This window comes from Kitasatospora sp. NPDC052868, from assembly GCF_044547105.1.
Taxonomy (GTDB): Bacteria; Actinomycetota; Actinomycetes; order Streptomycetales; family Streptomycetaceae; genus Kitasatospora.
The window spans coordinates 42,344-68,902 of record NZ_JBITZW010000033.1; the positions used below are offsets into that span (position 1 = coordinate 42,344).

The following is a 26,559-nucleotide window of genomic DNA, read 5'->3' on the forward strand; positions in this document are numbered from 1 at the left end:
GATCCACTTTTGACCCGAAGGGAACACCCCGTGAGCAACACCCTCAGCTATCCCGAACTGGCCGCGCTGATCCAGGCCCGGGCCGGCGTCGTGATCGACCCGCTCGACCTGGAGCGCCCGGGCTCCGACTTCGACGAGTTCGGCGTCGACTCCCTCGGACTGCTCGGTGTGGTCGGCGAGTTGGAGAACCGGCACGGCCTGAAGGTCACCAACGGCGCGGAGTCGGCCAAGACCCCGGCCGAGTTCCTGGAGCTGGTCAACTCCTCGCTCGCCACGAAGGCGGGTGCCTGAGATGCCCGGACACACCGACAACGAGATCGTCATCGCCGCGCCGCTCGACCTGGTCTGGGAGATCACCAACGACCTGGAGAACTGGCCGCAGCTCTTCAGCGAGTACGCCTCGGTCGAGGTGCTGGAGCGCGAGGGCGACAGCGTCCGCTTCCGGCTCACCATGCACCCCGACGAGAACGGCCAGGTGTGGAGCTGGGTCTCCGAGCGCACCACCGACCGCTCCTCGCTCGCGGTGCGTGCCCGCCGGGTCGAGCCCGGCCCGTTCGAGTTCATGGACATCCGCTGGGAGTACGCGGAGGTCCCGGCCGGCACCAGGATGCGCTGGATCCAGGACTTCGCGATGAAGCCGACCGCGCCCGTCGACGACGACGGCATGGTCAACCACATCAACCGCAACTCGCGGATCCAGCTGCAGCTGATCCGCGAGAAGGTCGAGAAGAAGGCCGGGGAGGCGTGAGCCCGATGCACCGCGCTCTCATCGTCGCCCGGATGAAGCCGGACGCCGCCCAGGGCATCGCCGACGTCTTCGCCGAGTCCGACCGGGGCGAGCTGCCGCACCTGATCGGCGTCACCGGCCGGAGCCTGTTCCAGTTCGGCGATGTCTACCTGCACCTGATCGAGGCCGACCGCCCGCCGGGCCCGGCCGTGGCCAAGGTGGCCGGGCACCCGGAGTTCCGGGACGTCAGCGACCGCCTCACCGCCTACGTCCAGGCGTTCGACCCGCTGACCTGGCGCGAGCCCAAGGACGCCATGGCCCGCGAGTTCTACCGCTGGGAGCGCGGCGCCGGGCTCAACTGACCCCGCCTCCCCGAGGGGACCAACCCGGCAGCGGCCGGGGCGGTCCCCTCGGGCGTCCTCGGTCGCGCTCAGGGGCACTGCCGCCAGGCGAGGTGGTAGGTGGTGTTGATGCTGCCGTCGGTGGAGTCCATCGTCATGAAGCTGGTGGTCCGGGTCGGGTCCGAGGTACCGGCGCCGACCCGCAGCTCGGTGTTGATGTTGAAGTTGCGCAGCTCTCCGCAGGGCGCCCAGACCAGGGCGGCGACGGCAACGCTGTCGGTCGCCTGCCAGCTGTCGTCGAGCCTCCCGGTGAACTGGTGGCTGAGCGAGGCGGTCTGGGGCGAGCCCTGGAAGTAGTAGTTGGCCTTCTGCACGGCGCTCGCCCCCTTCTCCAGGTGCGCGAAGCCCCGGTAGTCGGCGGACGCGATGGCGTAGGTGAAGCCCTGCGGGACGTGGACGTTCAGGTTGAGCTGACAGTTCTTCCGGAAGTCGGTGGGCTTGGAGCCGACACCGACCTGGGCGATGTACTGGCTGTACGTGACCGTGAAGGCCGTGTTGTCCGGGGAGACGGCCACGGCGGCCGTGCCGGTCGGGCAGCCGGACCCGTTGACGGTGGCCACGTCGATGACGATCTTGTCCGGCGGAGGCGTGCTCCAGCCGGTGGTGGCGGCGCCGCCTCCACCGCCGAGGACCGAGGAGCCGAGCAGTGCAGCCGCTGCACCGCCGACGGCCAGCATGCGTACAGTCACGGGCGTTTCCTTCCGCTCGCCCACCGGCCCGGGGCCACGCACCCCCACGTGCGGACCGCCGATGGGTTGTCGCGTACATGTCACCACCTGGATCCCGCCGCCGACAGGGGCGCAGCGCGGCGCATCCCAGAGCGCCGGGGCGGACGCGGGAGCGCTGACGGGTGAACCGGGGCGGTCGCCGCGGTGAACACGCCGTACCGGACCGGCTACCGGGGGCGGCCTTCCGGTTCGCATACGTTGTTCCGCGACGGAGGTGCCACCATGGCCAGGAGCCGACGCGACATCAACTCCCTCTCCCCGAGCGAACTGGACGACTACATCCACGCGCTCGGGGTCCTGCGTGCGCGGTCCGCGGCGGACCCGGCCGACCCGGGCGGGTACGACCACCAGGCCGCGCTGCACAACGACCAGCTGGTGGGCCCGTGCGAGCACGGCAGTGACCTCTTCCTGCCCTGGCACCGCGCGCACCTCCACTACTTCGAGCGGCTGCTGCAGGAGTCCGACCCGCCCCGGACGGCGAACGTCACGGTGCCGTACTGGGACTGGCTGCACCCGCAGCCGGGCGGGAAGTTCCCGCCCGCGTTCTCCAGGCCAGGGCTGTTCGCCGACGGGCGCAGCGCGGCCGCGGTGGCGCTGCCGCCCGACACCCTGGGGATCGTGACCACCGAGACCGACCAGGGCGCGTTCGGCGGCTACCCGAAGGCCCACCCGGGCGGCGACTACGGCCGGCTGGAACTCGGGCCGCACAACTTCATGCACTCCGACTTCATCGGCGGCCCGATGGCGGACCCGGAGACGGCGGCGCTGGACCCGATCTACTTCAGCTTCCACAGCTTCGTCGACCTGCTCTGGGCCGAGTGGCAGCGGCGCAACGGGTCTCCCGCCCCCACCTCGCCCACCCGCGACCTGCGCGGCTTCCTCTCCCAGCCGCGGCACAAGGTGGCGGACTTCGCGGACACCGTGGCGCTGGGCTACTCCTACGAGTACACCGGGCAGCTCGCGGCGGCCTTCGGCGTGCCGACCCCGCCGGCCGCCACGAGCACGCTGCTCGCGACCCGGCCGCTGGACCTGGAGTCCCCGACCGACCTCACCACCGAGCTGCGGGAGACCTCCCGGGCCCGGTTCGGCCTCCCGGCGCCGCCCGCCCGCGGGCGGCGGGTGGTCGTCCGGCTCGACGAACTGAGGATCCCGGTGACCGGCAGCTACGTGCTGCGCGGCTTCGTCCACCCCGCCGACGTCGCGTTCCGCGCCGGGGACGAGGAGTTCGCGGAGCGCTACGGCGTCGGCTACGCCGCGCTGTGGAAGGCCCACCACGGCGCCGTCGAGCACGGCCACGGCGGCGGGCCCGGAGGCCACGGGGACGGACACCCCGACCACCCGGGACACCCCGACCACCCCGGCGACGCCCACCCCCACCACCCGACCGCCTGCACGGCCCGCTTCGACGTCACCGCGGTCCTCGCGGGGTCGCCCTCCGCCCCCGAAACCCACGTACTCACCCTTCAGTACCTCCCCTCCCCCACCTCCACCGGGGTGCCCCAGCACCCGCCCGGCCTGGTCGGGGAAGTGGCCCTGAAGGACGTCATGATGGAGGTCTACAGCTGATATGCGCACTCCCGTCTTCGAGCTCCACATCCGACCCATGTTCCGGGCCACCGACCGCGAGCACATGGCCTTCGCGGTCGACCTCTGGGACTTCGACTCCGTCGTCGAGAACGCCGACGACATCCTCGCCCGGATCGACGGCGCCGGAATGCCGCCGGACGCCGACGGCGGGCCCTGGCCCGACGAGTGGATCGCGCTCTTCCGCCGCTGGCACGAGAGCGGGCACAAGCGCCTGCAGACGGGGACCGCGGCCTTCACCCTCACCCGGACGGCCTCCGCCGTGACCGTCACCGCGACCGGCACCTTCCCCGCCGCCGGTTTCACGGGCTGGCTCCAGCTGGAGAGCGAGACGGACAGCGCAAAGACGTACGTCCTCCACCTGGAGCCGCCGGACGCCCCGGTCGCCGGGACGCCCGCCGCCTTCACCCTGAAGGAGCGCTACCTCCCCGCCGACACCCGCATCGTCTTCGCCCATGACAGCTCGGGCGTGCAGCAGCTGCACTGAGCCCGGTCGGCGGCCTCGGGCTTTGCCGGCCTCGGGGCCGCCGCCGCCCGCGTCGTACCGGAAGGGGTACGCGCCCGTCACCGGCCGGCCGGGCACCCGATCAGACCTCCCCCGGCGGGAATCACCCGGATCGCCGGGCCAGCCGGGTGAACATGCCCCGGAGTCCACTCGAAGGGCGCACGTCGGCGCCCGCCGCCGCCTCCCTCGGGTGGCAGCGGCCACCACGGTGGTTGACGGTGGATCAGGCGCACCTCCGCGAGTCCCCTTGCCCGACGACCTGTCGGCAGTCGCGACCGGCGCCGGAAAAGGATCACCCTCATGCGTTCTGCACGTACTCGCACGCTGCTCGCCGGAGCGGCCGTCGCCGCCGTCCTGGCCGTCGGCTCCCCCCTCGCCTTCGCGGACGGCACCCCCGACCAGGGCGCGAACCTCACCTGGCAGGAGAAGCAGGAGAAGGCCGCCAGCCCTGAGGGCCAGAAGACCTGGGAGGAGAAGCAGAGCGGTTCCTCGGGCGAGGAGCACAAGGCCGACTCCAAGTCCGACTCGAAGAGCGACTCCAAGAGCGAGGCCAAGGGCGAGGAGTCCAAGGGCGAGGAGTACAAGGCCCCGCACGGCGGCGTGCACACCGGCGGTGGCGGCCTCGCGCTGTCCGGCGGCGGCCTCGCCTCGGGCGCCGTGCTGCTGCTCGGCGGTCTCGGGGCCGGCGCCATCGCGCTGCGCCGCGGACGCCGGACCGCGGGCGCCGCGATCTGACCCGGCGCCGTTCCCCGTGCCTCCCCGTCGTGGCCGCCGCCTCACCGCGTCGGCCACGGCGGGGGCGCCGGGGGCGGTGCACGCACCGGACGGGAGGAGTGAGTGATGGCCGGTGTGGTCCCCGGGGCGTCCCGGCTGCTGCGCGCGGGGGTGGGCGCGGCGGCGGTCGGTCTGCTGGTGATGTACAACTCGGTGGACACCGCGCCCGCGTCCGCCCCGGAGCCGGTCCAGGCCGCTCCCCCGGCGGCCTCGGCCCCCGCCGTGCCGGGCGCGGGCCCGGCTGCCGCGGCGGCGGCCGCCCCGAAGGCGACGCCCGCCGCGCCTGCGGCCCCGGTGCTGAAGGCGGCCAAGCCGACCCGGCTGCGGATCCCGCAGATCGGCGTCGACGCGCCGTTCACCGAACTGACGCTGAACCCCGCCGGACAGCTCAACGCGCCGCCGCCGGACGACAAGAACCTGGTGGGCTGGTACCGCGGCGGTGCCACCCCCGGCGAGCGCGGCAGCGCCGTGGTGGCCGGGCACGTGGACACCGCGAAGGGCCCGGCCGTCTTCCTGCTGCTGAGCCTGCTGCTGCCCGGCAACAAGGTCGAGGTGTCGCGCGCGGACGGCACGGTCGCCGTCTTCTCGGTGGACTCCGTGGAGACCTTCGCCAAGTCCGCGTTCCCCGACCAGAAGGTGTACGGGAAGACCCCGGACTCCCAGCTGCGGCTGATCACCTGCGGCGGCACCTACGACAAGAAGCGCAAGGACTACCTGGACAACGTGGTGGTCTTCGCCCACCTGGAGTCCTCGCACAAGGCCTGAGCCACCAGGGGTGGTGACAACGGACCGCCCGCACCGGATCGGTGCGGGCGGTCCGTTTGTCGCGTCCTCCCGTGCGGCGGGTGTCAGCCGCGCACGGTGGCCTCGAAGGCGTGCAGGTACGGGTTGACCGGGCGGACCTCGGAGATGGCCAGGCCGGCCTCCTCCATCAGCCGGACCATGCTCTCCTTGGAGTGCTTGGCGCCGCCGACGTTGAGCAGCAGCATCAGGTCCATGGCGGTGGTGAAGCGCATCGAGGGGCTGTCGTCGACCAGGTTCTCGACCACCACGACCCGGGCGCCCGGGCGGGCCGCCGCGACGACGTTGGCGAGGGTGCGCCGGGTGCTGGCGTCGTCCCACTCCAGGATGTTCTTGATGATGTAGAGGTCGGCGCGGACCGGGATGTCCACCCGGCAGTCGCCGGGCACCAGCCGGGCCCGGGCGGAGAACGCGCCGCCGTCCTGGAGTCGCGAGTCGGCGCCGGCCACCACCTTGGGCAGGTCGAGCAGGGTGCCGTGCAGCGACGGGTGCTTCTCCAACAGGCTGGCCAGCACATGGCCCTGGCCGCCGCCGATGTCGACCACCGAGTCGATCCCGGTGAGGTCGAGGTAGTCGGCGAAGTCGGCGGCGGACTGGCGGCTGGAGGTGGTCATCGCCTTGTCGAAGACCTTGGCCGAGTCACCCCCCTCGCTGTGCAGGTAGTCGAAGAACTCCTTGCCGAACAGCTCGGGGAAGACGTTGCGGCCGGAGCGGACGGCCTCGTCCAGCTTCGGCCACGCCTCCCAGGTCCACGGCTCGGTGCACCAGAGCGAGATGTAGCGCAGGCTGTTGGGCGCGTCCTCGCGCAGCAGGCGGGACATCTCGGTGTGCTCGAAGCGGTCGTCGCCGACCTCGGTGAAGATGCCGTAGCAGGTCAGGGCGCGCATCAGGCGGCGCAGCGGCTTGGGCTCGGTGTCGAGCGCGGCCGCGAGGTCGGTGACGGTGGTCGGGGTGTCGCCGAGCTCGTCGGCGACGCCGAGCCGGGCGGCCGCGCGGACGGCGGCGGCGCAGGCGGCGCCGAAGACGAGCTCCCGCAGGCGCATCGCTGCCTGCGGGGTGGTGGCGGGTGCGGTGGTCATGTGCCGTCTTTCGGTTGGGGGCTGGGCAGGGCTGGGGGTATCGGGGTGCGGTGGCCGACTCGGCGGTGGACTCGGGGCGGGAGGTCCGGCCTGGTCGGGCCGGGCGGGCCTGGTCGGGCCTGGTCGGGCCGGGCGGGTCCGGGTGAGGTCGGGTCAGCAGTGGCCGGCCGGCTCGGAGACCACGCAGTGGTTGCGCGCGAAGGAGTTGCTGGTCCCGGTGTCGCGGTCGGCGAGGTCCGCTGGGCCGTTGCCGAGGACGAGGTTGCCGGTGATGGTGTTGTCGGCGTTGGCCACGCCGACGACGCTGCGGAAGAGCACGATGCCGCCGGACATCGGCGAGGCGCCGACGTTGTCGCGGACCTGGTTGTCCGTCACCGTGGTCTGCTCGGCGCCGGTGAGCAGGATGCCGGTGCCCTGGATGTAGTCCAGCCGGGGGTTGGGCGGGCAGTACCTGTTGTTGGCGACCACCCGGTTACGGGTGACCGTCAGCGCGCCCGCGCGCGGCACGCCCTCGTCGCCGACGATGAAGACGCCGCCGCAGTTGCCGTGGATCTCGTTCTGCTCGACGCTCAGGTCGCGCAGGCGCCGGACGGTGACGCCGATCCGGTTGTCGGCGAGCAGGTTGCCGCTGACCACGGTGCCGTCCGTGCTGAGGGCGCCGCCCTCACTGTCCACGCTGTTGGCGAGGAAGACGCCGGACTGGCCGTTGCGGGTCGACTCGTTGCCGACGATCACGCCCCGGGTGGACCGCTCCTGGCTGATGCCCTGCTGGCCGTTGTCGTGCACCTGGACGGCGCGGACGGTCATACCGGTGGTCCCGCTGGCGTCGATGCCGTTCTTGCGGAAGCCGGTGACGGCCAGCGCCTCGATCCGGACGTCGGCGAGGGGGTGGCCCTCGGTACCGACGACACAGAGGCCGTGGCCGGCGGCGGCGCAGGCGTTGCCGTCGGCGGTGTCACCCGGGGTGATCACGCTCCCCCCGCCCGCGCCGCGCAGGGTGAGGCCCGCGGTGGTGATCCGGACGCTGCCGCGGTAGGTGCCGGGCAGCAGCTGGACGGTGTCGCCGGGCTGGGCCGCGTCGACGGCCTGCTGAATCGATTCGCCCGGCTGGACGAGGTGCAGGGCGTCGGCGTGGGCCGGGGGCGCGGTGCCGAGGGTGACGAGCGAGGTGGTCAGGGCGGTGGTCAGGGCGGCGGCGGTGGCCGCGGCGAGGTGGTGGACCCGTCGCGTGGGCATGAGTGGTGACCTGCTTTCTTACGCGCTCGCGGGGACGCCGGCGCGGTGACGCGATGTGAGCGGAGGATGACGGCCGGTGGGACTGTCGGCCGAATCGACGCTATGGGTGCACCGGTGGGCCCGCCACCAGGGCTGGGCTGCGGGACTGACGGGGCGTCGGCCAGTGGTGGTAGCCCGGCGGGCGAGCGGGTGAAAACGGGCCTGCGGGTGTGGGGCCGAACGGGGCAGGCGTGGCGGTGGCGCGGTGCACGCGGCCCGGCGGGCGGCATCGGCGGCGGGCATGGCGAAGCGCCCGGCCGCGGGGGCGGTCGGGCGGGGGGTCGGGCGCTGGAGCGGTCGGGCGGGGGTCGGGCGCGGGGGCGGTCGGGCGGGGGGTCGGGCGCTGGAGCGGTCGGGCGGGGGTCGGGCGGGGGTCGGGCGGGGCGACGGCGGTGGCGGAGATGGCGGAGGGTCAGAAGCGGGGAGGAGCAGGCGCAGGCGGAGCGGCCTCGATCATCGCGCGCAGCGCACCGTCCAGCCCCGGTCCGGCGGCAGGCCGCGGGCCCGCCAGACCTGCGCGGTGCGGTGGGTGGGCGCGGTGCCGGGCACGTTGGCGGCGTCATTGACGAAGCGCGGGTCGGTGAGCACGGCGCGGACGTCCTCGTAGCGGGTGGCGATCCAGACCGGCTCGACCCCGGGGATGGTGCCGCGGGCGAGCGGGGCGCGCTCGCGGATCCGGGAGAAGGCGGCGAACGGGTCCTCCACCAGCTGGGCGGCGCGCAGGTTCACCGTCTCGACGGGCTCGGCCGTGGCCATGGATGGCTCCTTCAGGTCATGGATCGGTCACGGTTGGTGACTACCCGGGGGCCTCCCGGCCTAACGTCGGGGTCCGTTTCACTCGATCGGGTACAGAGGAGGCCCAGGTGGTGGCACCGCCGCCCGGTGCCGGCAGGGTCCGGCCGGCGTGGCATGCTCGGGGCCATGAACGCCGTCGCTCCGCCCGCCGCCCCGCCGACCGCTCCGCCGTCCGCCTCGCCGTCCGTGGTGACCGTCCGCAACCCGATCGGCGCCCATGTGCCGGTGGCGGCCCGGGGCCTGGCCGGGACGGGGCTGGCGTACGCGCGGCGGGTGGGGGCCGAGTCGGTCCAGGTGTTCGTGGCGAACCCGCGCGGCTGGGCCACTCCCCCGGGCAACCCGGCGCAGGACGAGGAGTTCCGGACCGCCTGCGCCGAGCAGGGCATCCCCGCGTACGTGCACGCGCCGTACCTGATCAACTTCGGCTCGGACAGCACGGCGACCCGGGAGCACTCGGTCGCCTCGCTGCGGCACTCGCTGCTGCGCGGGCATGCGATCGGCGCGCTGGGCGTGGTGGTGCACACCGGTTCGGCGGTCGGCTCGGCGCCCGGCGGCGGCTCGCGGCGGGCGGAGGCGATGGCGCAGGTCCGCGCGGACGTCCGCCCGCTGCTGGAGGAGCTGGACGCGCTCGGCGAGTCGGCCCCCTGGCTGCTGCTGGAGCCGACGGCCGGCCAGGGCAGCTCGCTCTGCTCACGGATGGAGGACCTCGCCGGGTACGTGGACGCGCTCGACGGCCATCCGAGGGTCGGGGTCTGCCTGGACACCTGCCACGCCTTCGCGGCCGGCCACGACCTGGCCGCCCCCGGCGGCGTCCGGGAGGCGCTGGACGCGCTGGTCGCGGCCGCCGGGCCGGGGCGGCTGCGGCTGATCCACGCCAACGACTCGGAGGACGTGGTCGGTGCGCGCAAGGACCGCCACGCCAACATCGGTGCCGGGCGGATCGGCGCGGAGCCGTTCCGGGAGCTGTTCGAGCACCCGGAGACGGCCGGAGTCCCGCTGATCGTCGAGACCCCGGACCGCAAGCACGGCGGCGACGGCGCCGGCCACGCGCTGGACATCGCGCTGCTCAAGGAGTTGCGCGAGCGGGCCGCCGTCCTGGTCTAGGCGCTCATCCTCGGATCACGCCGGGAGGTCGGCCCGGCCGTACCCCTGGGCCGGCCTCCCCGGGCTGCCGGGTCGCCGGGGCGGTGGGAGTCTGGAACGAGTGATGCCCGAGGCCCTGGGGGTTTCCCGATGAGCCCGATCCGGAGACTGGCCGCACTGCCGTGCGGGCGGCGCAGCAAGTGGGTGGTGCTGGCCCTGTGGCTGGTCCTGCTGGTGGTGGCGGGCCCGCTGGCCGGCAAACTCACCGACGCGGAGGACAACCAGGCGTCCAGCTGGCTGCCCGGCAACGCCGAGTCCACCCAGGTCCTCAACGAGCAGCGCGCCTTCCAGCCGGTGGACACCGCACAGGCGGTGGTCGTGTACCAGCGCGACAGCGGGATCACGATCGCCGACCGGGCCGAGGCCGCCCGGGACGCGGCGGCCTTCACCACCGCCCCGCACGTGGTGGGCCCGGTGATCGGCCCCGTGGTGTCGACGGACGGCCAGGCGATGCAGACCATCGTGCCGATCGACATCGGCACCGGCGGCTGGCAGGACCTGCGGCCGGCGGTGGACAGCCTGCGCGCGACCGCCGACACCGACGGCAACGGCATGGCCACCCACGTCACCGGCCCCGCCGGGGTGGGCGCCGACCAGGCTGAGGCGTTCGCGGGCATCGACGGCACCCTGCTGTTCGCCACCGTCAGCGTCGTGATCGTCCTGCTGCTGCTGACCTACCGCAGCCCGGTGCTGTGGACCCTGCCGCTGGTCTCCGCGGCCGGGGCGCTGGTGGTAGCGCAGGCCGTCATCTACCTGCTGGCCAAGCACAGCGGGCTCACCGTCAACGCGCAGAGCGCCGGCATCCTGATCGTGCTGGTCCTCGGCGCGGGGACGGACTACGCGCTGCTGCTCACCGCGCGCTACCGCGAGGAGCTCAGACGCCACGAGGACCGGCACGAGGCGATGGCCTTCGCCCTGCACCGGGCCGGTCCGGCGATCCTGGCCTCCTCGGCGACGGTGATCGCCTCGATGCTCTGTCTGCTGGTCGCCGAGATGAACTCGACCCGCGGCCTCGGCCCGGTCTGCGCGATCGGTGTCGTGGTGGCCCTCGCGGCCATGACGACGCTGCTGCCGGCCCTGCTGGTGATCCTGGGCCGCTGGGTGTTCTGGCCGGTCAAGCCCGGCTACGGGACGCCGGAGCCGACCAGGTCCGGCCGCTGGGCGCACATCGGCGGGTGGATCGGCGCCCGGCCGCGCAAGGTGTGGGTGGGCACCGCGCTGGCACTGGCGGCCTGCTGCGTCGGGCTGGTGTCGCTGAACGCCACCGGACTGAGCACGGCGGGCTCCTTCACCGGCACACCGGACTCGGTGGTCGGCCAGCAGGTGCTGGAGCAGCACTTCCCCGGCGGGACGGGCGCCCCGCTGACCATCATCGGCACGGCGGACACCGCGGGCACCGTGCGGGCCGTGGCGCAGGCGACGCCGGGCGTGGCGGGCACCTCGGCGCCCGTGACGCACGAGGGGCAGGCGCTGTTCCAGGCGACACTGGCCGATCCGCCGGACAGCCAGGCCGCCAAGGACACCGTGGACCGGGTCCGGGCGAACGTGCACGCCGTCCCCGGCGCGGACGCCAAGGTGGGCGGCAGCACGGCGGTGATCCTGGACGCCGGGCGGGCCGCCTCGAACGACAACCGGGCGATCATCCCGCTGGTCCTGGGCGTGGTGCTGGTGATCCTGGCGCTGCTGCTGCGGGCGGTCACCGCACCGCTGGTGCTGATCGCGACGGTGGTGCTGAGCTACGCGGCGGCGCTCGGCATCAGTGCCTTCTTCTTCGAGCACGTCTTCCACTTCGAGGGCGAGGACAACGCCTTCCCGCTGTTCGTCTTCGTCTTCCTGGTCGCGCTCGGGATCGACTACAACATCTTCCTGATGACCCGGGTGCGGGAGGAGTCCGCCCAGCACGGGACCAGGAAGGGCGCGGTGACCGGGCTGGCCGCGACCGGCGGGGTGATCACCTCGGCCGGGCTGATCCTGGCCAGCACCTTCGCGGTGCTGGGGACGCTGCCGGTGGTGGGGTTCGCCGAGATCGGCTTCGCGGTGGCGCTCGGGGTGCTGCTGGACACCCTGGTGGTGCGCTCGGTACTGGTGACGGCGCTGACCATGGACCTGGACCGGCACATGTGGTGGCCGGGCAAGTTGTCCAGGCAAGTCGATCGAGAGGAAGGGGAGTTGGCCAAACATCTCTGAGTTACCGATGAGTTCACACGGTTCTCGTCAGATGTCTTGCCGGGCGTGGTCGACGACGCGTTGACTGCGCACATGCCAACTCCCGCCACCCTCCGTCGCGGTCCGCGACTCGCCGCCGCGTGCGCGGCCGCCGCCGCCCTGCTCGCCCCGCTGGCCGCCGCACCGGGCGCCTCGGCCGCTCCCGTCGCGTCCGCTGCCGGTACGCCCGCCGCTGGTGCCGGTACGCCCGCCGCTGGTGCTCTCGGCGCTGTGCCGGCACTCAACGTCCTGACGTACAACGTCTTCCTGATGAGCAAGAACCTGTACCCCAACTGGGGCCAGGACTACCGGGCCAAGGCGATCGCCGCCGCCGACGTCTTCCAGGGCCACGACGTGGTCGTGCTCCAGGAGGCCTTCGACAACGCCGCGTCCGACCTGCTCACCTCGCAGGCCTCCGCCTCGTACCCGTACCACACGCCGGTCGTCGGCCGCTCCACCAGCGGCTGGGACGCCACCGGCGGCAGCTTCTCCTCCACCACCCCGGAGGACGGTGGGGTGACGCTGCTCAGCAAGTGGCCGATCCTGCGCAAGGAGCAGTACGTGTTCAAGGACGCGTGCGGAAGCGACTGGTGGTCGAACAAGGGCTTCGTCTACGCCGTGCTGAACGTCAACGGCGTGCGCACCCACGTCATCGGCACGCACCTGCAGTCCACCGACACCGGCTGCTCGGCCGGGCAGCCGGCGGCCGTGCGGGCGGCGCAGCTGCAGACGATGCGCTCCTTCATCGACGGCAAGAACATCCCGGCCGCCGAGCCGGTGCTGATCGCGGGCGACCTCAACATCGACTCGCACGGCTCCGAGTACCCCGCGCTGCTCGCCAACGCGAACGTCGCGCCGGCCGACACCCGGACGGGCTGGCCGTACTCCTTCGACACGGTCGACAACTCGATCGCCGCCTACCGGTACCCCGGTGAGCCGAAGGAGGACCTCGACTACGTCCTCTACCGCGCCGACCACGCGCGGCCGACCGCCTACACCAACACGGTGGTCCGCTCCCACAGCGCGCCGTGGACGGTGAGCAGCTGGGGCAAGAGCTACACCTACCAGGACCTCTCCGACCACTACCCGCTGACGGCCGGTTAGTCGAAGGCGGCATGCGCCGGGGGTGTGGACCCCCGGCGCAGGCGCGGGCCCGCCCCGGCGGTTGCAGTCCGGTGACACGGAACGCCCGATTCCGTCGATTGTTCGCACTAGGTTCGATCGTGCACGCCGCCGCACCGCCCGCGCGGCTCCTGCACCTGGGGGACGGAACGGGCGATGTGCGGGCCCGCAGCCGTACTTCGCTCAGGAGAGCCTTCATGTCCCCCTCGACGACCCGACGCGCGACCTCCGTCCGGACGCTGGCCGGCACCGTCCTGGCAGCCGCTCTGTTCGTCCCTGCCGCGACAGCCTGCAGTTCCACGTCCGATGCGCACGGGACCGCTGCGACCACCGCGACTGCTCCGGCCGTCTCTGCTGCCGCGTCTGGTTCTCCGGTCGCTCCTGCGTCCCCTTCGGCGCAGGCCACCGCGGCTCCGGCCGCCACGGCTCCGGCCGCCTCCGCTCCGGCGACCGCGACGGGCGTGCGCAGCGCCACCCCGTCGGCCGTCCCGCCTGCCACACCCGCATCGCCCGCCTCGCCCGCCCCGACTCGGGCCACCGCACCGGCCGCCACGGCCAAGGCGAAGGGCCCGGTCCACAACGTGCCCCTGGTGGACGGAAGTACGGCCGAGGTCCAGGAGGTCGGAGCCCAGCGCTACGTCGCCAGGATCGTCAACAAGGGTGATGTGCTCGCCACGTTGGAGACGAACGGCTCCGACGCCGGACTGGACGCCAACGACATGTTCATCGTGCTCTCGCTGGACGGCCAGGTCCACTCCTGGATGGGCGGCGGGCACCAGGGTCCGGGCACCTTCAAGCTCGCGGGCGGTTGGACGGCCAAGGTCACGAAGCTCGGCGAACTCCGGTACCGTGCACAGATCCTCGGCCTCGACAACGCCGTGAACGGCACGCTGGAGGCGAACGAGCAGGACGCCGGAGCGGTCGCCAACGGCGTCTACATCGTGCTCAGCACCGGCGGCGAGATCAGCGCCCACATGTGACCGGGAGGTCCTGGCGACGGCGGCCGTGACGGGACCCGGCCGGCCGCCCAACGCGCCCCGGGCGCCCGCGGGGTGGCGGGCGCCCGGGGCCTCGGCGCTACCGCCGGCGCTGGCCGGGGATGGTGCGGTCGCGTTGGAGGTCGAGGAGTTCACGGAAGAGGCCGTCGGGGCGGTCGGCGAGCTGGTCCCAGGTACCGGTCTGCACGATCCGGCCCTGGTCCATGACGACGATGCGGTCCGCAAGACGGGCGTTGGCGAGGTTGTGGGTGACCAGCAGCGTGATCCGGCCGTCCGCGAAGCCGCGCAGGGCGTGCAGGATCCTGTGCTCGGCCCGGGGGTCGAGGTCCGAGGTCGGCTCGTCGAGGATGAGCAGGCCCGGGTGGCGGGCGGTGCGGTAGAAGGCCCGGGCGACGGCGGCGCGCTGCCAGCCGCCGCCGGACAACTCGGCCCCGCCCAGCCAGCCCTGCGCCAGCAGGGTGCGCCAACCCGACCGCAGTCGGGCCACGACCTCGTCGAAACCGGTGAGCCCGGCGGCCTCGGCCACCGCCTCGGCGGGGTCCCCGTCGTGGTGCCCGAGGTGCAGGTTCTCGGCGGCCGGGAGGGGCCAGCGGGCGAACTCCTGCGGCACCCGGGCGACATGACGCCACAGGGCGTCCGCGTCCAGCCGCTCGATCGGCACGTCGTCCCAGGTGATCGACCCGCCGCCGGGCTGCGTCAGGTACAGGCCGGACAGCAGTTTGAGGAACGTCGACTTGCCGCTCCCGTTCTGCCCGATCACCGCGACGATCTCCCCCTCGGAGAGGGTGAGGGTGACTCCGCGGAGCGCGGGCTTCTGCTGCTCGCCCGGGTAGGCGTAGGTGAGGTCGGTGACCCGGATCGTCTTCGGCGGCCCGGGCACGGCGCTGCCGCGGGCGATGCGGTGGCCGCCGGCCTCGTCCAGGAAGCGGAAGAAGTCGTCGAGGTAAAGGCCCATCCGGTAGAGGCGGGCGCCGTGCCCGACCATGCCCTGGATGCCGCCGGCCGCGGTACGCAGCGCGAAGGTGGCGGAGCCCGCGGCGGCGAGGTCGATGCGGCCGGTGGAGAAGAGGAACAGCAGGGTGCCCCAGATCAGCGCGGACCCGGCGCCGGTCCCGACGGCCGCGAGGAGGGAGACCTTGGCGGCCCTGCGTCCGGCGTCGTCGGTGGCGGCGACGATCCGGGCCTCGGTCTGCCGGTACTTCCGCATCATGAACGGGGTGACCTGGTCGGAGCGGACCTGGTCGGCCCGGCCCTTGTCGATCAGGTACCAGCGGTAGATCCTCAGGGCCTGGCGCTCCTCGCTGGTCGTCACGGTGGCGAGGTAGTGGATCCGGGCGGTGTGCACCGCGGCGACGCCGGTGGGGACGGATCCGAGCAGCAGGAAGAGCACCAGCAGCGGGTGCAGCGTGGCGAGGACGCCGGCCGCCGCGACCAGGGAGACGGCGGAGGCGATGACGTCCTGCGCGTTGGACAGCAGGTCGGGGGTGGTGGCGGCGCCCCGGTCGGCGGCCTCCCAGTTCGCTCCGTAGGACGGTTCGTCGTAGGCGGCTAGCTCGGCGGAGCACCCGGCCTCGATGAGCGCGAGGTCGGCTTCGCGGTTGACCCGGGGTGCGACCCGGCTGGACAGGGTGGTGACGGCGATGCCGAGGACGGCGCGCAGGACGGCCGCGACGGTGAGGACGGTCAGCGGGGAGGCGGCGTCCCGCAGGTGCTCGGCGACGGGGCCGGGGACGAGCAGCGCGGCCAGGGTGTCGGTGGTGGAGTACAGGGCGAGCGCGCCGAACACGCCGGAGGCGGCCTGGCAGAGCAGCAGGAGCACGGTGGAGCGCGGGTCGACGGCCCAGGCAAGGGCGATGGCACGGCGGATCAGCCGCGGCAGGCGGCGCAGCATGGCGACGGTGGAGGTCGACGCCCCGGCCTCCCGGCGCTTGTCGCCGTGGTAGCGGGAACGGAACTCCTCCCGGTGCTCCTCGGGCTCGGGGGCCCGCGGGGTCGGGGTCTGTTTCACGCTGGGCTTGGTCACGTTGCTCCCTGGTTCGGCGGCTGGGTGGCAGGTGTGCACGGGCAGGCCGGATTGCCGGGCGGCCGGTGGGTGGTGGCGGCCTGGCGCTGGGCGTACTCGGGTGGCAGCGGTGCCGGGCGGCACTCTGCGGGGGGGGCGGGCTGCTGGTGCGGTCCCTGATCCTGGCAGGGCGGCGGCGGCCCGCTCGGCGTGTCGCCCCGCGCCTCACTCCTTCCGGGTAAATCGAGCCGGGCGTCGGCGAGTTGGTGGATGTCGATCACGGCGAAGGTACGGCGCGAGCGGCGACCGGAGGGCCGGGACGGGGAAGCGCCGGAGGCTCGCGGCGGGGTTCGGGCGCGGCGGGGCTCGGCGGGGGGCGTGCGGCCGGTCAGAGCGGTCGGTACCCGTTTGGCGGAAACCCGAATGCCCGATCTGGCAAGCGGCAGAAGGGGTTTGGGCCTACGTTGCCGTTCGAGGGGGCTCCCTGAACGAAAGGTGTCTACTGCGATGGCAGGCAAGTTCGAGCTCTACACCGACGAGACCGGGATGCACCGGTTCAGGCTCAAGGCGAGCAACGGGACCGTCGTGGTGACCGGTGACCCGCACGAGAGTCGGGACGACTGCATCAAGAGCATCGAGTCGCTCCGGAAGCTCGCGCCCTATGCGGACCTCAAGGAGACGGCAGGCTCGGCCTGAGGTCCAGGGCGGCCCCGTCCGAGACGGGGCCGCGGGCGGTCTGCCTCCTGCTGTCCGTGATCGACGGGCCGACAGGTCGGCGGTAACGCGGGTCGGCGGTACAAATCGCCGACCCGCGTTCGTTTGTACGACAGATCCCTTTGGCCGCGTGCACGCCGGGTGCGGACAGAACTCTGACATGCGCGTCGTCATCGTCACCGAATCCTTCCCGCCCGAGGTCAACGGAGTCGCCCACAGCGTGCTGCGGACGGCCGAGCATCTGGTCCGCCGGGGCCACCAGCCGCTGGTGATCACCCCGGCCCCCGCCCGCGGCGCCGAGTGCCCGCCGCACACCTTCGGTGCGGGCGCCGACACCGGCTCCAAGACCGGCTCCAAGACCGGCTCCGAGGCCGGGGAGCCGGCTTTCGGGGCCGGGGACGGGGTGGGGGAACTGCCCGTGGTGCGGATCCCGTCCATGCCGCTGCCCGGCTACCCGCAGGTCCGGATCGCGCTGCCCAGTCGGCGGCTGGCGGCCGCCGTCGCGGGGCACCGGCCCGATCTGGTCCACCTGGCCAGCCCGTTCGTGCTCGGGGCGCGCGGCATGCAGGTCGCCACCCGGCTGGGCGTACCCGCCGTCGCCGTCTACCAGACCGACCTGGCCGGCTACGCGCACGCGTACCGGGCGGGGCGCGGTCTCGGCGAGGCCGCCGCCTGGCACCGCATCCGCACCGTCCACGCCGCGGCCGCCCGTACCCTGGCGCCGTCCACGCCCGCCGCGCAGGACCTCACCGCCCACGGCGTCCCCCGGGTCCAGCTGTGGCCGCGCGGGGTGGACTCCGTCCGCTTCCACCCGCGCCACCGGGACGAGGCCCTGCACCGGGCGCTCGCACCCGGCGGGGAGGTGCTGGTCGGGTACGTCGGGCGGCTGGCGCCCGAGAAGCGGGTGGACCTGCTGGCGGCGGCGTCGGCGCTGCCCGGGGTCCGGGTGGTGGTGATCGGCGACGGGCCGAGCGCGCCCGGGCTCAAGGCCGCGATGCCCGGCGCCGTCTTCCTCGGCCGCCGGACCGGGGACGAACTGGCCCGCTGTTTCGCCACCTTGGACGTCTTCGTGCACACCGGCCCACTGGAGACCTTCTGCCAGACCATCCAGGAGGCGATGGCCAGCGGGGTACCGGTGATCGGTCCGGCTGCCGGGGGTCCGCTGGACCTCGTCGCCCACCGCCGCACCGGGTTGCTCGTCCCGCCCCGGGACGGCGAGGCGGTGGCCCGGGCGGTGACGGCGCTGGCCGGGGACCAGGAGTTGCGGGCCGCCTACGGGCGCGCCGGGCGGGCGGAGGTGACGGCCCGCACCTGGGAGGCGGTCGGGGACCTTCTGCTGCGGCACTACGCGGAGGTCCTGGCGGAGCATCGGGGGGTGGCCGTGCCGGTCGCACCGCCGAACGTGGCTCCTGCGGTCGGTCCTGCCGTGGCCCCCGTTGTGGATCCTGCTGTGGATTCTGTTGTGGATTCTGTTGTGACCCCCGTCGCGGGGCAGCCGCTGGTGGCGGAGGAGTTGCCGGCATGAGGGGGTGGTGTGCGGTGGGGGCCGGTCGGGGCTTGATGCGGGGGCCGGCCGTGGCGGTGGTGCGACCCGCCGGCGCTCCGTACGGAGTGGCGGAGGAGCCCGCGGTATGAGTACGACGGACGGGCTGCGAATAGTCCGGGTGGCGAACTTCGTCACCCCGGTGTCGGGCGGGCTGCGGACCGCGCTGCGACACCTCGGCGCGGGCTACCGGGCCGCCGGGCACGAGGCGGTACTGGTCGTGCCGGGGGCGGCGCGGGCGGAGCAGGAGAGTGAGCAGGGACTGGTGGTCACGCTGCCCGGACCAGTGCTGCCCGGCAGCGGCGGCTACCGGCTGCTCACCGACCGGCGGGCGGTGGCGCGCGAGCTGGCACGGTTGGCGCCCGACCGCCTGGAGGTCTCCGACCGCACCACCCTGCGCTGGACGGGCGCCTGGGCCCGGCGGCACGGTGTGCGCTCGGTGATGGTGTCGCACGAGAGTGCCGCCGGGCTCCTCCGCACCTGGGGCCTCCCGGGCGCGCTGGCCGGGGCCGCGGCGGACCGGCTCAACGCCCGCACCGCGCGGGCGTACGACACCGTGGTCTGCACGACCGGTTGGGCGGCCGCCGAATTCCACCGGCTGGGTGTGCGGAACCTGGCGCGGGCGCCGCTGGGCGTGGACCTGGAGGCCATGCGCCCGTCGGCACCGACCGCGCGGGCGTACGAGCGGGCGCAGTACGCGGAACCGGAGCAGGTGCTGCTGGTGCTCTGCTCGCGGCTGTCGGCGGAGAAGCGGCCCGAGCGGGCCCTCGACGCGCTGGCCCTGCTGCGTTCGGGCGGCCTCCCGGTCGTCCTGGCGGTGGCCGGCACGGGACCGCTGCGGGAGCGGCTCGGCGCCCAGGCCGGGCGGCGGCGGCTGCCGGTGCACTTCCTCGGGCACGTCGGCGGGCGGGCGGCGCTGGCCCGGCTGCTGGGGTGCGCCGACGTGGTGCTCGCGCCCGGACCGGTGGAGACCTTCGGCCTGGCCGCCATGGAGGCGCTCGCCTGCGGGACTCCGGTGGCGGTGAGCCGGTCCTCGGCTCTCCCCGGGCTGGTCGGCCCGGCGGGCGTGGCGGCCGAGGACAGCGGCACGGGGTTCGCCGAGGCGGTTCGTGAGCTGTTGTCGCGGCCGGAGGCGGACCGCCGGGCGGTGGCTCGCGCACAGGCCGAACAGTTCGGCTGGCCGGCGGCGGTGGACGCGTTCCTGGCGGCGCACGGGGCGCAGACACGCGTTGCCGGGACGGGCGGAGGAGTGGGCAGCGGGATGGGCGGCGGGACGGGCGGCGGGATGGGCGGAGGGGTGGAGGGGTCCGGCGATGACTCAGGGGTGGGCGGTGCAGCGGAGGTTCGGAGCGGGAAGTCGGATCGGCCGACTTCCCACTCCGGCGAGGAACGGGGAGGTCGGGGAGAGCTGCTTTGAGGGTGGGAACGAGGGGAGGGCGAGGAACGCGGCCGGGGCGAGGAGGGAGCCGGCGGAGGCGAGGGGCATGCGATCGGCGGGTAAATATGTAGACCGGTCTACATGAAATGGGCGGAGAGGCGTGCCGGCCCGGGGAAATATATCGACCGGTCTATAGATTCGAGGCTTTGGAGTACGGCAATGCCGCAGCAGGAGAACGAATATGTCGACCGGTCGACATATTCGAGGGCAGTGGAGAGCGGGCCACCGCCTTCCAATAACTATGTAGACCAGTCGACATATTCCTTGGAGGCGAGGCCCCGCGGACCACGAGTCGGGAGGCCTCTCGCGAGGTGCGAGTGCGAGGTCAGACGGTGACGGTGGAGGCGGGGACGACAGGCGAGGGGCTGGGTACCGCTCGCCGGGCTGCGGGGCCAGGGCCGAGGGCCGGCAACGGCGCGGGGCCGGGGGGCGGCAGCACGGGCCCCGCGCAGGTGGGGCCGACCCGGGGCGTCGACGGGGGTGGCCCGCGGACCGGGGAGCCGGTGCGGTTCGTGGCACTCGGGGACTCGCTGACGGAAGGGGTCGGCGATCCGGTGGGCAGTGGGTGGCGGGGGTGGGCGGCGCTGCTGGCGCAGTCGCTGGCGCCGGCGGAGACGGGCATCGAGTTCAGCAACCTCGCCCGCAGCGGCGCCCTGGCCGCCGACCTCGCAGCGGAGCAACTGCCCGCCGCCCTGGCCCTGCGCCCCGACGTGGCCGCCGTAGTGGTCGGCGGCAACGACACCCTGCGCGCCGGCTTCGACATCCGGCGTACCACACTGGAGTTGGATGCCACGCTGGGCGAACTGTCGGCCGGAGGTGCGGTGTTGCTCACCGCCTGCCTGCCCGATCCGGGCACCCTGCTGCGGCTGCCACAACCGCTGGCCCGTCCGCTGGCCCGGCGGATGCGGGCGGTGAACACCGTGGTGCACGCACTGTCCACGCGACACCGTGCCGTGCACCTGCACATCGCCGACTTCCCGTGGTCGGCGGAACGGCGACTGCTGAGCGTCGACCGGCTGCACCCCAGCGCCGAGGGACACCACCTGATCGCCCGGGGCTTCCACCGCCAACTCGCCACGGTCGGCCGCACCCTCGGCCCCGCGCCCGTCGCCGAGCCCGCCGAACCGCCTCCCGGCCTGGCCACCGACCTCTGGTGGATGGCCACCAAGGGCACCCGATGGGTCGTCGACCGCAGCACCGACCTCCTCCCCGGCCTGCTCGCCCTGGCCGCCGCCGAGGGTGTGGCCCGCCTCCGGGGCGGCACCGGCCGCTACGACGAGCAGATGGCCCGAGCGGCGGCGGCCGCGCTCAACTCCCTTGGGTAGGTCGGGCTGCGCAAGAAGGGCGCCACCTGGTTGAACGTGGCCAAACGACCAGGTCATGGACCTGGGCGCAGTGGTGGCGCCCGGCACGCCGAGCGACTCGCTGTTCATTCTGGACCCGCCGCTGGGCCGCGACGGCGGGCCGAAGCAGGACACCGTGGTCACCGGCACCGCGAGCTACGGCGACATCCTGTTCGGGTTGTTCGCAATCTGCGGCTACCAACTCTCCCCACGGATCGCGGACATCTCCGACGCCCGGCTGTGACGCACCCACCCCGGAGCGGCCTGCGGGCCGCTGCAGGTGGTCGCCCGGCACACGGTGCCGCCTCGACCAGGTCCGGGCGCACCGGGGCGACATGCTGGGGGTGGCAGGCTCCCTGGCCCTTGGCGAGGTCCGCGGCCGCGACCTGATCCGCATGCTGTCCCGGGATGGGCGCCAGACCTGTCCGGGCGACGCCTTCGCCCACTACGGGCTGATCTCCAAGACCCGTACCTGCTGCAGTTCATCTCCGCTGCGGCTACCGCCGCATGATCACGGAGACGGGGGCGACGGCGACGAGGATACTGGTGGAGACCCATCCGGAAGCCGGCAGCGTCCTGTCAGTCAGATCGCTCGGCACCGTAATGGCCGTGGCGCATCCGCAACCTCATGGGGTCGGTGCCGTCTGCCCGGATGTGCCCGATCAGCACCGACCGCAGCGGCTCGGGCAGGTCCTTGCCGTGCGTTCCAGTCCAGTCGAGGGAGCCGAAGAGTTGGGCGGCGCCGTCGAGCTGGACCGGGCTCGGCGAGCCGGTGGCGAGAGCGGTGAGGATGAGGTCGGGGTCCTCGGCGAGTAGCAGCTGTTCGACCGCCGTGTCGTACCACTTCTGGCCGCCGGTGGACTCCCTGGCGGAAGTCCCGGCCCATGCAAGCAGGACGCGGATCCTCTCGATCCCGTCCGGATGGCCGTCCTGGACGAGCTTGGCGAGCCGGGCCTCGGCCTCGCGAAGCCGATCTGACCAGGCTTCCAGGTCGCGCCCCGGCGGGTTGGAGACCTCCATGGCCACGTCGCGCAGCCCGGTCACCGGTGCCTCCGTCCACAATGGCCAGCACGTGGGCCAGGTCTGCAATCTCAGCACCGGTCACCACGATCCGCGCCACGTCCGCGGAGTTCGCCTCGTCAGGAGATCCCTCGGCGATCACGACGCGCCCAGCACGGTTCAGTACATCGCGGAGGCGCGCTGTGGTCGGAGCGCCCTCATCCATGCCCATCGTTCCCTCGTAGATCACGTCCGCGAGGAGTGCAGCCGCACAAGGCTACCGGACCTTCGGCACAGGCCGAAGTAGCGTGCGCCTCAGCACGGTTGCCGCCGAGCATGGAGACGCACAGCCGAACCGGCCGTCACGCGGAGCCCGAGACCGGCACAGCTTCGCGCCGACGCGAACGGTGCTGCCGCGACGAACCGGACACCAGTACCGACCCGTTCACCACTGGAGGAGTTCGATGAGCAGGAAGAGCTTCGTGGGCAAGGCCGGCGCCGCACTCGGTGCCGCCGCCGTGTTCGGCGCCCTGTCCTTCGGTACCGCACCTGCGGCCCAGGCCGCCGACGAGCCCCGCACGCCCGCGACCGGCCAGGCCGCCAACGCGAACGCGAGCTACGGCCCGTACCTCCTGTACAACACCGTCACCACCAAGTGCGCCGACCTCCCGGACTACGGACCCGGCAGGATCAACGGCCCCGTCAACGAGTACACCTGCAACGGCACCTCGGGTGACAACCAGCTCTTCTTCTGGGACCTCCAGGGCACCACCAGCAACGGCTACCCCGTCTACACCGTCCGCAACGCCAAGGACCAGCTCTGTCTGGACGTCCACGACTACGGCGCCGTGGAGGCCGGCGCCACGGTCGGCGAGTTCACCTGCGACGGCTCCTCGGGCGACAACCAGCAGTTCTGGCTGCTGCCGCGCGGCGGCGGGGGCTCCTGGATCGTCAACCTCAAGAGCGGCCTGTGCCTGGACGTCGAAGGCGTGCGGACCGGCGGCGACAACGCCCGCCTCACGCTGTACTACTGCAGCGATAACGACGACCACTCGTGGAAGCTGGTCTAAGGCCTCGACAGGGGCGGGGTGACGCACCCGGTCCGATGACCACGGCTCTGCGCTCCCGGTCGCGGCCGGGAGCGCGGAGCCGTGGACCCGTGAGGTCCAGGCCTCAGCCGGTCCCCAAGTGGCAAGTGGGACAAGGGGAGTTCACCGCAGGGTGAGCGAGGTCTCGGTCTCGACGCGGTTCAGCTTCTCGGGGTTGCGGACGTAGTAGAGGCCGGTGACGCGGCCGTCCTCGATACGGACCGCCATGATGCCGTCCATCTCGCCGTCCAGGAGGATGCGCAGTGCCGGGTTGCCGTTGACCACGGTGAGGGCGACGGTGATCGAGCGGTCGTTCTTGACGAGACCGCCGGCCATCAGGCGCGCCACCTTCTCCGCGCCGACGACCGGCCGCAGCGCGGCCCGCTTGACGCCGCCGCCGTCGCCCACCAGGACGACCCCGGGGGCGAGCACGTCGAGCAGGCCCTGCGTGTTCCCGGTCTCGAGGACGCGCTGGAACGACTCCAGCACCGCCCGGGTCTCGCTCGGGGAGACCGTCTGGCGCGGACGGCGGGCGTCGACGTGCTGCCGGGCGCGGTGCGCGATCTGACGGACGGCTGCAGGAGTCTTGTCGACGGCGGCGGCGATCTCGTCGTAGCCGACGTCGAAGGCCTCGCGCAGCACGAAGACGGCCCGCTCGGTCGGGGAGAGGGTCTCGAGGACGAGCATCATCGCCATTGACACGCTCTCGGCGAGCTCGACGTCCTCGGCGACGTCCGGCGCGGTGAGCATCGGCTCGGGCAGCCACTGGCCGACGTACGTCTCCCGGCGGCGCTTCATCGTGCGCAGCCGGTTGAGCGCCTGCCGGGTCGCGATACGGACCAGGTAGGCGCGCTGGTCCTGCACGTGCGCCAGGTCGACCTTGACCCACCGCAGCCAGGTCTCCTGGAGGACGTCCTCGGCGTCGGACGCCGAGCCGAGCATCTCGTAGGCGACGGTGAACAGCAGGTTCCGGTGGGCGACGAAGCTCTCGGTGGCCTGGTCGGTGGCCGGGTCGGTGGCCGGGTCGGTGGCCGGGTCGCTCATCTCTCGATACCTCTTCCTCGCGGCCGGCCCTGGTTGCCGAAGGCCTTCGGACGTGCATCCACAACCAGGTCCTCTTACGTTGAAAACCGTTCGATTCTGGCCCACCCGTCCGGTGCGATCGAGGGCGGGACGCCACCTGCGCACGGCTGTGACGTGCCAAGACGCACCAAAACACACCAAGACAGGCCACCTTGGGGCCGGTCCATGACGGACCGTCGCCCAGGGCCCCCGGCGAAACGTGCGGCGGCGCGCTGCGGCGCCCGGCGATCGCCCGGCGCCGCACGGCAGGTGGATCGGAGCGGTCAGACCGGATCGGCGACGCGCGGCCGGCTGCGGTCAGCGGTGGCCGGCGCCCCGTCCTGCGCCGACGGCTGCTGCGGCCCGGCCTGCAGCGCCTGCTGCCGCTGCTTGGCGCCTCCGGGGACGCGGTGCAGACCGTACGAACCCGGCTTGCCCGCCTCCCCCGCCAGGTGCTTGAGCGTGCCCTTGCACACCAGCTCCTTGACCCTCGCACCCAGCCCGCCGTAGATGTGCAACCCCACCGCCACATCGCTCCTGCGCGCGAACTGGAAGATCCCCGCACCCCGCCCCAGACTGATGCACTGCCCCGCGAACGACGCGCCGAGCACCTCCGGCCGCTCCCCCGCGATCCGGCTCAGCACCGTATCGGCCGCCCGCGCGCCCAGGGGAATCGCCGCCTGGCAGCTCATCCGCAACGGCACACCCGACGGCGCCGCCGAATCCCCCGCCGCCACCACCCGCTCGTCGTCCACACTCGTCAGCGTCTCGTCCGTCAGCAACCGCCCCAGCTCATCGGTGCGGAACCCGCTGCGCACCGCCAGGTCCGGCACACCGAACCCCGCCGTCCACACCGTCACCCCGCTGGGCACCGTGCGGCCGTCCGCCAACCGCACCGCCTCGCCCGTCACCTCCACCACCCTGGACCCCGCACCCGCCAGCACCCGCACACCCAGCCCGGCCAGCCGGCCCGCCACCGAACGCCGCCCCCGCCGGTGCAGATACGGACCCAGTGCCCCGCCGCACACCAGCGTCACCGCGCGGCCCGCCTCCGCCAGCTCCGCCGCCGTCTCGATCCCCGTCGGACCGCCCCCGACCACCGTCACCCCGGCCGACCCCGCCGCCTCCAGCACCGGCCGCAACCGCTCCGCCTCCTCCAACGTCCCCACCGGATAGGCGAACTGCGCCGCCCCAGGCACCCCCGGGTCCGCGCTGCCGCTGCCCACCGCATACACCAGGTAGTCGTAGTCCAGCCGCCCGCCGCTCTCCAGCACCACGGCGCGCCCGGCCGCATCGATCCGGGCCACCGTGTCCACCACCAGCCGCACACCCCCGGCCAGCACCTCCCGGAAGTCCGCGACCGCGTCATCGGACCCGCCCACCAGCTGGTGCAGCCGCACCCGCTCGACGAACTCCGCACGCGCGTTGACCACCGTCACCCGCACGTCCTCGCGCAGCGTCAGACGATTGGCCGCCATCACACCGGCATAACCGCCGCCGACCACGACCACCTCGGTGTTCCCGCCCATGATGTCTCCTCCGCTTCAAGGGGTTCGGACACAAGACACCGCACCACCCGCCGCTGTGACAGCGTGTGAGGCGGATCACTCCACCGGCCCGGTCGAAGCCACGGGCAGGGTCCTCGTGGCGGTGGGTGCTGTTGGTCTGTTGACGGTCCAATCCGGTGAAAGTCTCAGCTGATCAGGTGCACTTCGACGCTGTCGAAGGACGTGGTCCTGCGGAATGTGGCGATGCTTTCGAGAGGACGCGCGCATCGGCGGCTCGGTGGCCCTGTCGGGGCTGCCCGCGGTGATGGGTGTGCAGGCCCGGCCGGGTCTGTGCGGCGTCCTGCAGCCCACAGCGGTCGGATGCCGCACCCCCGTCACCGGCGGGCCCTGGTCGCTCACGGCGATCCGGGTGCCGCTCCTCGGGGGCTCGGGCGCTCCAACCGAGATTCGGGAGACCGCTATGAGAGTGCGCAAGGCGAAGCCGCCGGGTGGTTCGGCGAAGGGCTGGAGACGTCTGCCGCGCGCGGCGTCGCGCGCCCGCGCGATTCCCGGCCTGCTGCGCAGGCTGGTCCCGGCGGCGGCGGTGACGGCGGTCCTCGCCACCGGCCTGCCGCTGGGCGCGGTGGCCAGCGCGCAGGCGCCCGCCCTGGCCGTGGCCCCCTCGCTCAACCCCGCGACGCTCAGCCGCGCGGGAGAGGCGGTGACGTTCTCGCTGCAGGTCACCA

General features: G+C 73.2%; 25 protein-coding genes and 2 pseudogenes. 19 read left to right on the top strand and 8 right to left on the bottom strand.

Annotated features, from left to right (window positions below; translation table 11 throughout):
- Positions 1-30 precede the first annotated feature (30 nt).
- The 3 genes from ACIGZJ_RS33835 to ACIGZJ_RS33845 are packed head-to-tail and all read left to right on the top strand — an operon-like array spanning position 31 to position 1,089.
- Complete coding sequence (locus ACIGZJ_RS33835) at positions 31-291, top strand: acyl carrier protein (RefSeq protein WP_392940195.1); 261 nt, start codon at positions 31-33, stop codon at positions 289-291.
- 1 nt (position 292) lies between these two features.
- A complete protein-coding gene (locus ACIGZJ_RS33840; RefSeq protein ID WP_392940197.1) occupies positions 293-748 on the top strand; it encodes an SRPBCC family protein in 456 nt (151 codons plus the stop codon).
- A 5-nt stretch (positions 749-753) separates the two neighbouring features.
- Positions 754-1,089 carry a TcmI family type II polyketide cyclase gene (locus ACIGZJ_RS33845; protein WP_396460876.1) on the top strand — a complete coding sequence of 112 codons (336 nt, stop codon included), beginning with the start codon at positions 754-756 and terminating at the stop codon, positions 1,087-1,089.
- 68 nt (positions 1,090-1,157) lie between these two features.
- On the opposite strand, the gene ACIGZJ_RS33850 is transcribed toward ACIGZJ_RS33845, so the two are convergent.
- Entirely contained in the window at positions 1,158-1,805 is a 648-nt protein-coding gene (locus ACIGZJ_RS33850; RefSeq protein WP_396460899.1) for a DUF4360 domain-containing protein, read from the bottom strand.
- A 273-nt stretch (positions 1,806-2,078) separates the two neighbouring features.
- Here ACIGZJ_RS33850 and ACIGZJ_RS33855 point away from each other — a divergent pair, with 273 nt between their 5' ends.
- The 4 genes from ACIGZJ_RS33855 to ACIGZJ_RS33870 all read left to right on the top strand — a co-directional run bounded on the left by ACIGZJ_RS33855 (position 2,079) and on the right by ACIGZJ_RS33870 (position 5,484).
- Positions 2,079-3,422, top strand: coding sequence for a tyrosinase family protein (locus tag ACIGZJ_RS33855; RefSeq protein ID WP_396460877.1), 1,344 nt, complete (start codon positions 2,079-2,081; stop codon positions 3,420-3,422).
- 1 nt (position 3,423) lies between these two features.
- Positions 3,424-3,927, top strand: a complete 504-nt coding sequence (locus ACIGZJ_RS33860) for a hypothetical protein (RefSeq protein ID WP_396460878.1) — start codon at positions 3,424-3,426, stop codon at positions 3,925-3,927.
- Between the two features lie 318 nt (positions 3,928-4,245).
- The gene (locus ACIGZJ_RS33865) at positions 4,246-4,680 is read left to right on the top strand and encodes a hypothetical protein (RefSeq protein WP_396460879.1); all 435 of its coding nucleotides are present in this window, start codon (positions 4,246-4,248) and stop codon (positions 4,678-4,680) included.
- Between the two features lie 105 nt (positions 4,681-4,785).
- On the top strand, positions 4,786-5,484 hold the full coding sequence (locus tag ACIGZJ_RS33870) for a class F sortase (protein WP_396460880.1): 699 nt from the start codon (positions 4,786-4,788) through the stop codon (positions 5,482-5,484).
- An 83-nt stretch (positions 5,485-5,567) separates the two neighbouring features.
- Here the strand turns inward: ACIGZJ_RS33870 and ACIGZJ_RS33875 are convergent, their stop codons facing one another.
- The 3 genes from ACIGZJ_RS33875 to ACIGZJ_RS33885 form a co-directional block, all read right to left on the bottom strand.
- Positions 5,568-6,599: a methyltransferase gene (locus ACIGZJ_RS33875; protein WP_396460881.1), complete on the bottom strand. Its 1,032-nt coding sequence runs from the start codon at positions 6,597-6,599 to the stop codon at positions 5,568-5,570.
- Between the two features lie 153 nt (positions 6,600-6,752).
- On the bottom strand, positions 6,753-7,835 hold the full coding sequence (locus ACIGZJ_RS33880; protein ID WP_396460882.1) for a nitrous oxide reductase family maturation protein NosD: 1,083 nt from the start codon (positions 7,833-7,835) through the stop codon (positions 6,753-6,755).
- Positions 7,836-8,327: 492 nt separating this feature from the next.
- A complete protein-coding gene (locus tag ACIGZJ_RS33885; RefSeq protein WP_396460883.1) occupies positions 8,328-8,630 on the bottom strand; it encodes a hypothetical protein in 303 nt (100 codons plus the stop codon).
- 165 nt (positions 8,631-8,795) lie between these two features.
- On the opposite strand from ACIGZJ_RS33885, the gene ACIGZJ_RS33890 reads away from it, so the two are divergent.
- The 4 genes from ACIGZJ_RS33890 (at position 8,796) to ACIGZJ_RS33905 (ending at position 14,119) form a co-directional block, all read left to right on the top strand.
- Positions 8,796-9,773, top strand: coding sequence for a deoxyribonuclease IV (locus ACIGZJ_RS33890; RefSeq protein WP_396460884.1), 978 nt, complete (start codon positions 8,796-8,798; stop codon positions 9,771-9,773).
- Positions 9,774-9,902: 129 nt separating this feature from the next.
- Positions 9,903-11,999, top strand: coding sequence for an MMPL family transporter (locus tag ACIGZJ_RS33895; protein WP_396460885.1), 2,097 nt, complete (start codon positions 9,903-9,905; stop codon positions 11,997-11,999).
- A 72-nt stretch (positions 12,000-12,071) separates the two neighbouring features.
- Positions 12,072-13,121, top strand: a complete 1,050-nt coding sequence (gene sph / locus ACIGZJ_RS33900; protein WP_396460886.1) for a sphingomyelin phosphodiesterase — start codon at positions 12,072-12,074, stop codon at positions 13,119-13,121.
- Between the two features lie 479 nt (positions 13,122-13,600).
- Positions 13,601-14,119 carry a hypothetical protein gene (locus ACIGZJ_RS33905; RefSeq protein ID WP_396460887.1) on the top strand — a complete coding sequence of 173 codons (519 nt, stop codon included), beginning with the start codon at positions 13,601-13,603 and terminating at the stop codon, positions 14,117-14,119.
- A 97-nt stretch (positions 14,120-14,216) separates the two neighbouring features.
- Here the strand turns inward: ACIGZJ_RS33905 and ACIGZJ_RS33910 are convergent, their stop codons facing one another.
- The gene (locus ACIGZJ_RS33910; RefSeq protein WP_396460888.1) at positions 14,217-16,160 is read right to left on the bottom strand and encodes an ATP-binding cassette domain-containing protein; all 1,944 of its coding nucleotides are present in this window, start codon (positions 16,158-16,160) and stop codon (positions 14,217-14,219) included.
- A 486-nt stretch (positions 16,161-16,646) separates the two neighbouring features.
- Here ACIGZJ_RS33910 and ACIGZJ_RS33915 point away from each other — a divergent pair, with 486 nt between their 5' ends.
- The 6 genes and pseudogenes from ACIGZJ_RS33915 to ACIGZJ_RS33940 all read left to right on the top strand — a co-directional run.
- Positions 16,647-16,835, top strand: a complete 189-nt coding sequence (locus tag ACIGZJ_RS33915; protein WP_392940221.1) for a YegP family protein — start codon at positions 16,647-16,649, stop codon at positions 16,833-16,835.
- Positions 16,836-17,013: 178 nt separating this feature from the next.
- Positions 17,014-18,378 carry a glycosyltransferase family 4 protein gene (locus ACIGZJ_RS33920; RefSeq protein WP_396460889.1) on the top strand — a complete coding sequence of 455 codons (1,365 nt, stop codon included), beginning with the start codon at positions 17,014-17,016 and terminating at the stop codon, positions 18,376-18,378.
- A gap of 106 nt (positions 18,379-18,484) precedes the next feature.
- The gene (locus ACIGZJ_RS33925) at positions 18,485-19,813 is read left to right on the top strand and encodes a glycosyltransferase (protein ID WP_396460890.1); all 1,329 of its coding nucleotides are present in this window, start codon (positions 18,485-18,487) and stop codon (positions 19,811-19,813) included.
- Positions 19,814-20,346: 533 nt separating this feature from the next.
- Positions 20,347-21,159, top strand: coding sequence for an SGNH/GDSL hydrolase family protein (locus tag ACIGZJ_RS33930; RefSeq protein ID WP_396460891.1), 813 nt, complete (start codon positions 20,347-20,349; stop codon positions 21,157-21,159).
- Between the two features lie 55 nt (positions 21,160-21,214).
- A complete protein-coding gene (locus tag ACIGZJ_RS33935) occupies positions 21,215-21,421 on the top strand; it encodes a Tn3 family transposase (RefSeq protein WP_396460892.1) in 207 nt (68 codons plus the stop codon).
- Between the two features lie 61 nt (positions 21,422-21,482).
- Positions 21,483-21,632 (top strand): annotated as a pseudogene (locus tag ACIGZJ_RS33940) (Tn3 family transposase); the annotation flags it as partial.
- A gap of 124 nt (positions 21,633-21,756) precedes the next feature.
- Here the strand turns inward: ACIGZJ_RS33940 and ACIGZJ_RS33945 are convergent.
- On the bottom strand, positions 21,757-22,221 hold the full coding sequence (locus ACIGZJ_RS33945) for a hypothetical protein (protein WP_396460893.1): 465 nt from the start codon (positions 22,219-22,221) through the stop codon (positions 21,757-21,759).
- A gap of 419 nt (positions 22,222-22,640) precedes the next feature.
- Between ACIGZJ_RS33945 and ACIGZJ_RS33950 the strand changes: the two genes are divergently transcribed.
- Positions 22,641-23,246 carry an RICIN domain-containing protein gene (locus tag ACIGZJ_RS33950; RefSeq protein WP_396460894.1) on the top strand — a complete coding sequence of 202 codons (606 nt, stop codon included), beginning with the start codon at positions 22,641-22,643 and terminating at the stop codon, positions 23,244-23,246.
- 141 nt (positions 23,247-23,387) lie between these two features.
- Here ACIGZJ_RS33950 and ACIGZJ_RS33955 read toward each other — a convergent pair whose 3' ends face one another.
- Positions 23,388-24,308 (bottom strand): RNA polymerase sigma-70 factor, encoded by a 921-nt coding sequence (locus ACIGZJ_RS33955; protein WP_396460895.1) that lies wholly within the window; start codon positions 24,306-24,308, stop codon positions 23,388-23,390.
- Positions 24,309-24,610: 302 nt separating this feature from the next.
- Complete coding sequence (locus ACIGZJ_RS33960) at positions 24,611-25,855, bottom strand: NAD(P)/FAD-dependent oxidoreductase (protein ID WP_396460896.1); 1,245 nt, start codon at positions 25,853-25,855, stop codon at positions 24,611-24,613.
- Between the two features lie 439 nt (positions 25,856-26,294).
- Here ACIGZJ_RS33960 and ACIGZJ_RS33965 point away from each other — a divergent pair.
- A pseudogene (locus ACIGZJ_RS33965) lies at positions 26,295-26,559 on the top strand (hypothetical protein); the annotation flags it as partial.

Excerpts from the sequence above, each read along its gene's own strand:
- ACIGZJ_RS33860 (WP_396460878.1), top strand. The coding sequence starts at position 3,424 with ATGCGCACTCCCGTCTTCGAGCTCCACATCCGACCCATGTTCCGGGCC.
- ACIGZJ_RS33875 (WP_396460881.1), bottom strand. The coding sequence starts at position 6,599 with ATGACCACCGCACCCGCCACCACCCCGCAGGCAGCGATGCGCCTGCGG.
- ACIGZJ_RS33915 (WP_392940221.1), top strand. The coding sequence starts at position 16,647 with ATGGCAGGCAAGTTCGAGCTCTACACCGACGAGACCGGGATGCACCGG.
- ACIGZJ_RS33960 (WP_396460896.1), bottom strand. The coding sequence starts at position 25,855 with ATGGGCGGGAACACCGAGGTGGTCGTGGTCGGCGGCGGTTATGCCGGT.
- ACIGZJ_RS33885 (WP_396460883.1), bottom strand. The coding sequence starts at position 8,630 with ATGGCCACGGCCGAGCCCGTCGAGACGGTGAACCTGCGCGCCGCCCAG.
- sph (WP_396460886.1), top strand. The coding sequence starts at position 12,072 with ATGCCAACTCCCGCCACCCTCCGTCGCGGTCCGCGACTCGCCGCCGCG.
- ACIGZJ_RS33845 (WP_396460876.1), top strand. The coding sequence starts at position 754 with ATGCACCGCGCTCTCATCGTCGCCCGGATGAAGCCGGACGCCGCCCAG.
- ACIGZJ_RS33850 (WP_396460899.1), bottom strand. The coding sequence starts at position 1,805 with ATGCTGGCCGTCGGCGGTGCAGCGGCTGCACTGCTCGGCTCCTCGGTC.
- ACIGZJ_RS33895 (WP_396460885.1), top strand. The coding sequence starts at position 9,903 with ATGAGCCCGATCCGGAGACTGGCCGCACTGCCGTGCGGGCGGCGCAGC.
- ACIGZJ_RS33950 (WP_396460894.1), top strand. The coding sequence starts at position 22,641 with ATGAGCAGGAAGAGCTTCGTGGGCAAGGCCGGCGCCGCACTCGGTGCC.
- ACIGZJ_RS33865 (WP_396460879.1), top strand. The coding sequence starts at position 4,246 with ATGCGTTCTGCACGTACTCGCACGCTGCTCGCCGGAGCGGCCGTCGCC.
- ACIGZJ_RS33890 (WP_396460884.1), top strand. The coding sequence starts at position 8,796 with ATGAACGCCGTCGCTCCGCCCGCCGCCCCGCCGACCGCTCCGCCGTCC.
- ACIGZJ_RS33925 (WP_396460890.1), top strand. The coding sequence starts at position 18,485 with ATGAGTACGACGGACGGGCTGCGAATAGTCCGGGTGGCGAACTTCGTC.
- ACIGZJ_RS33840 (WP_392940197.1), top strand. The coding sequence starts at position 293 with ATGCCCGGACACACCGACAACGAGATCGTCATCGCCGCGCCGCTCGAC.
- ACIGZJ_RS33935 (WP_396460892.1), top strand. The coding sequence starts at position 21,215 with ATGGACCTGGGCGCAGTGGTGGCGCCCGGCACGCCGAGCGACTCGCTG.
- ACIGZJ_RS33920 (WP_396460889.1), top strand. The coding sequence starts at position 17,014 with ATGCGCGTCGTCATCGTCACCGAATCCTTCCCGCCCGAGGTCAACGGA.
- ACIGZJ_RS33955 (WP_396460895.1), bottom strand. The coding sequence starts at position 24,308 with ATGAGCGACCCGGCCACCGACCCGGCCACCGACCCGGCCACCGACCAG.
- ACIGZJ_RS33870 (WP_396460880.1), top strand. The coding sequence starts at position 4,786 with ATGGCCGGTGTGGTCCCCGGGGCGTCCCGGCTGCTGCGCGCGGGGGTG.
- ACIGZJ_RS33880 (WP_396460882.1), bottom strand. The coding sequence starts at position 7,835 with ATGCCCACGCGACGGGTCCACCACCTCGCCGCGGCCACCGCCGCCGCC.
- ACIGZJ_RS33855 (WP_396460877.1), top strand. The coding sequence starts at position 2,079 with ATGGCCAGGAGCCGACGCGACATCAACTCCCTCTCCCCGAGCGAACTG.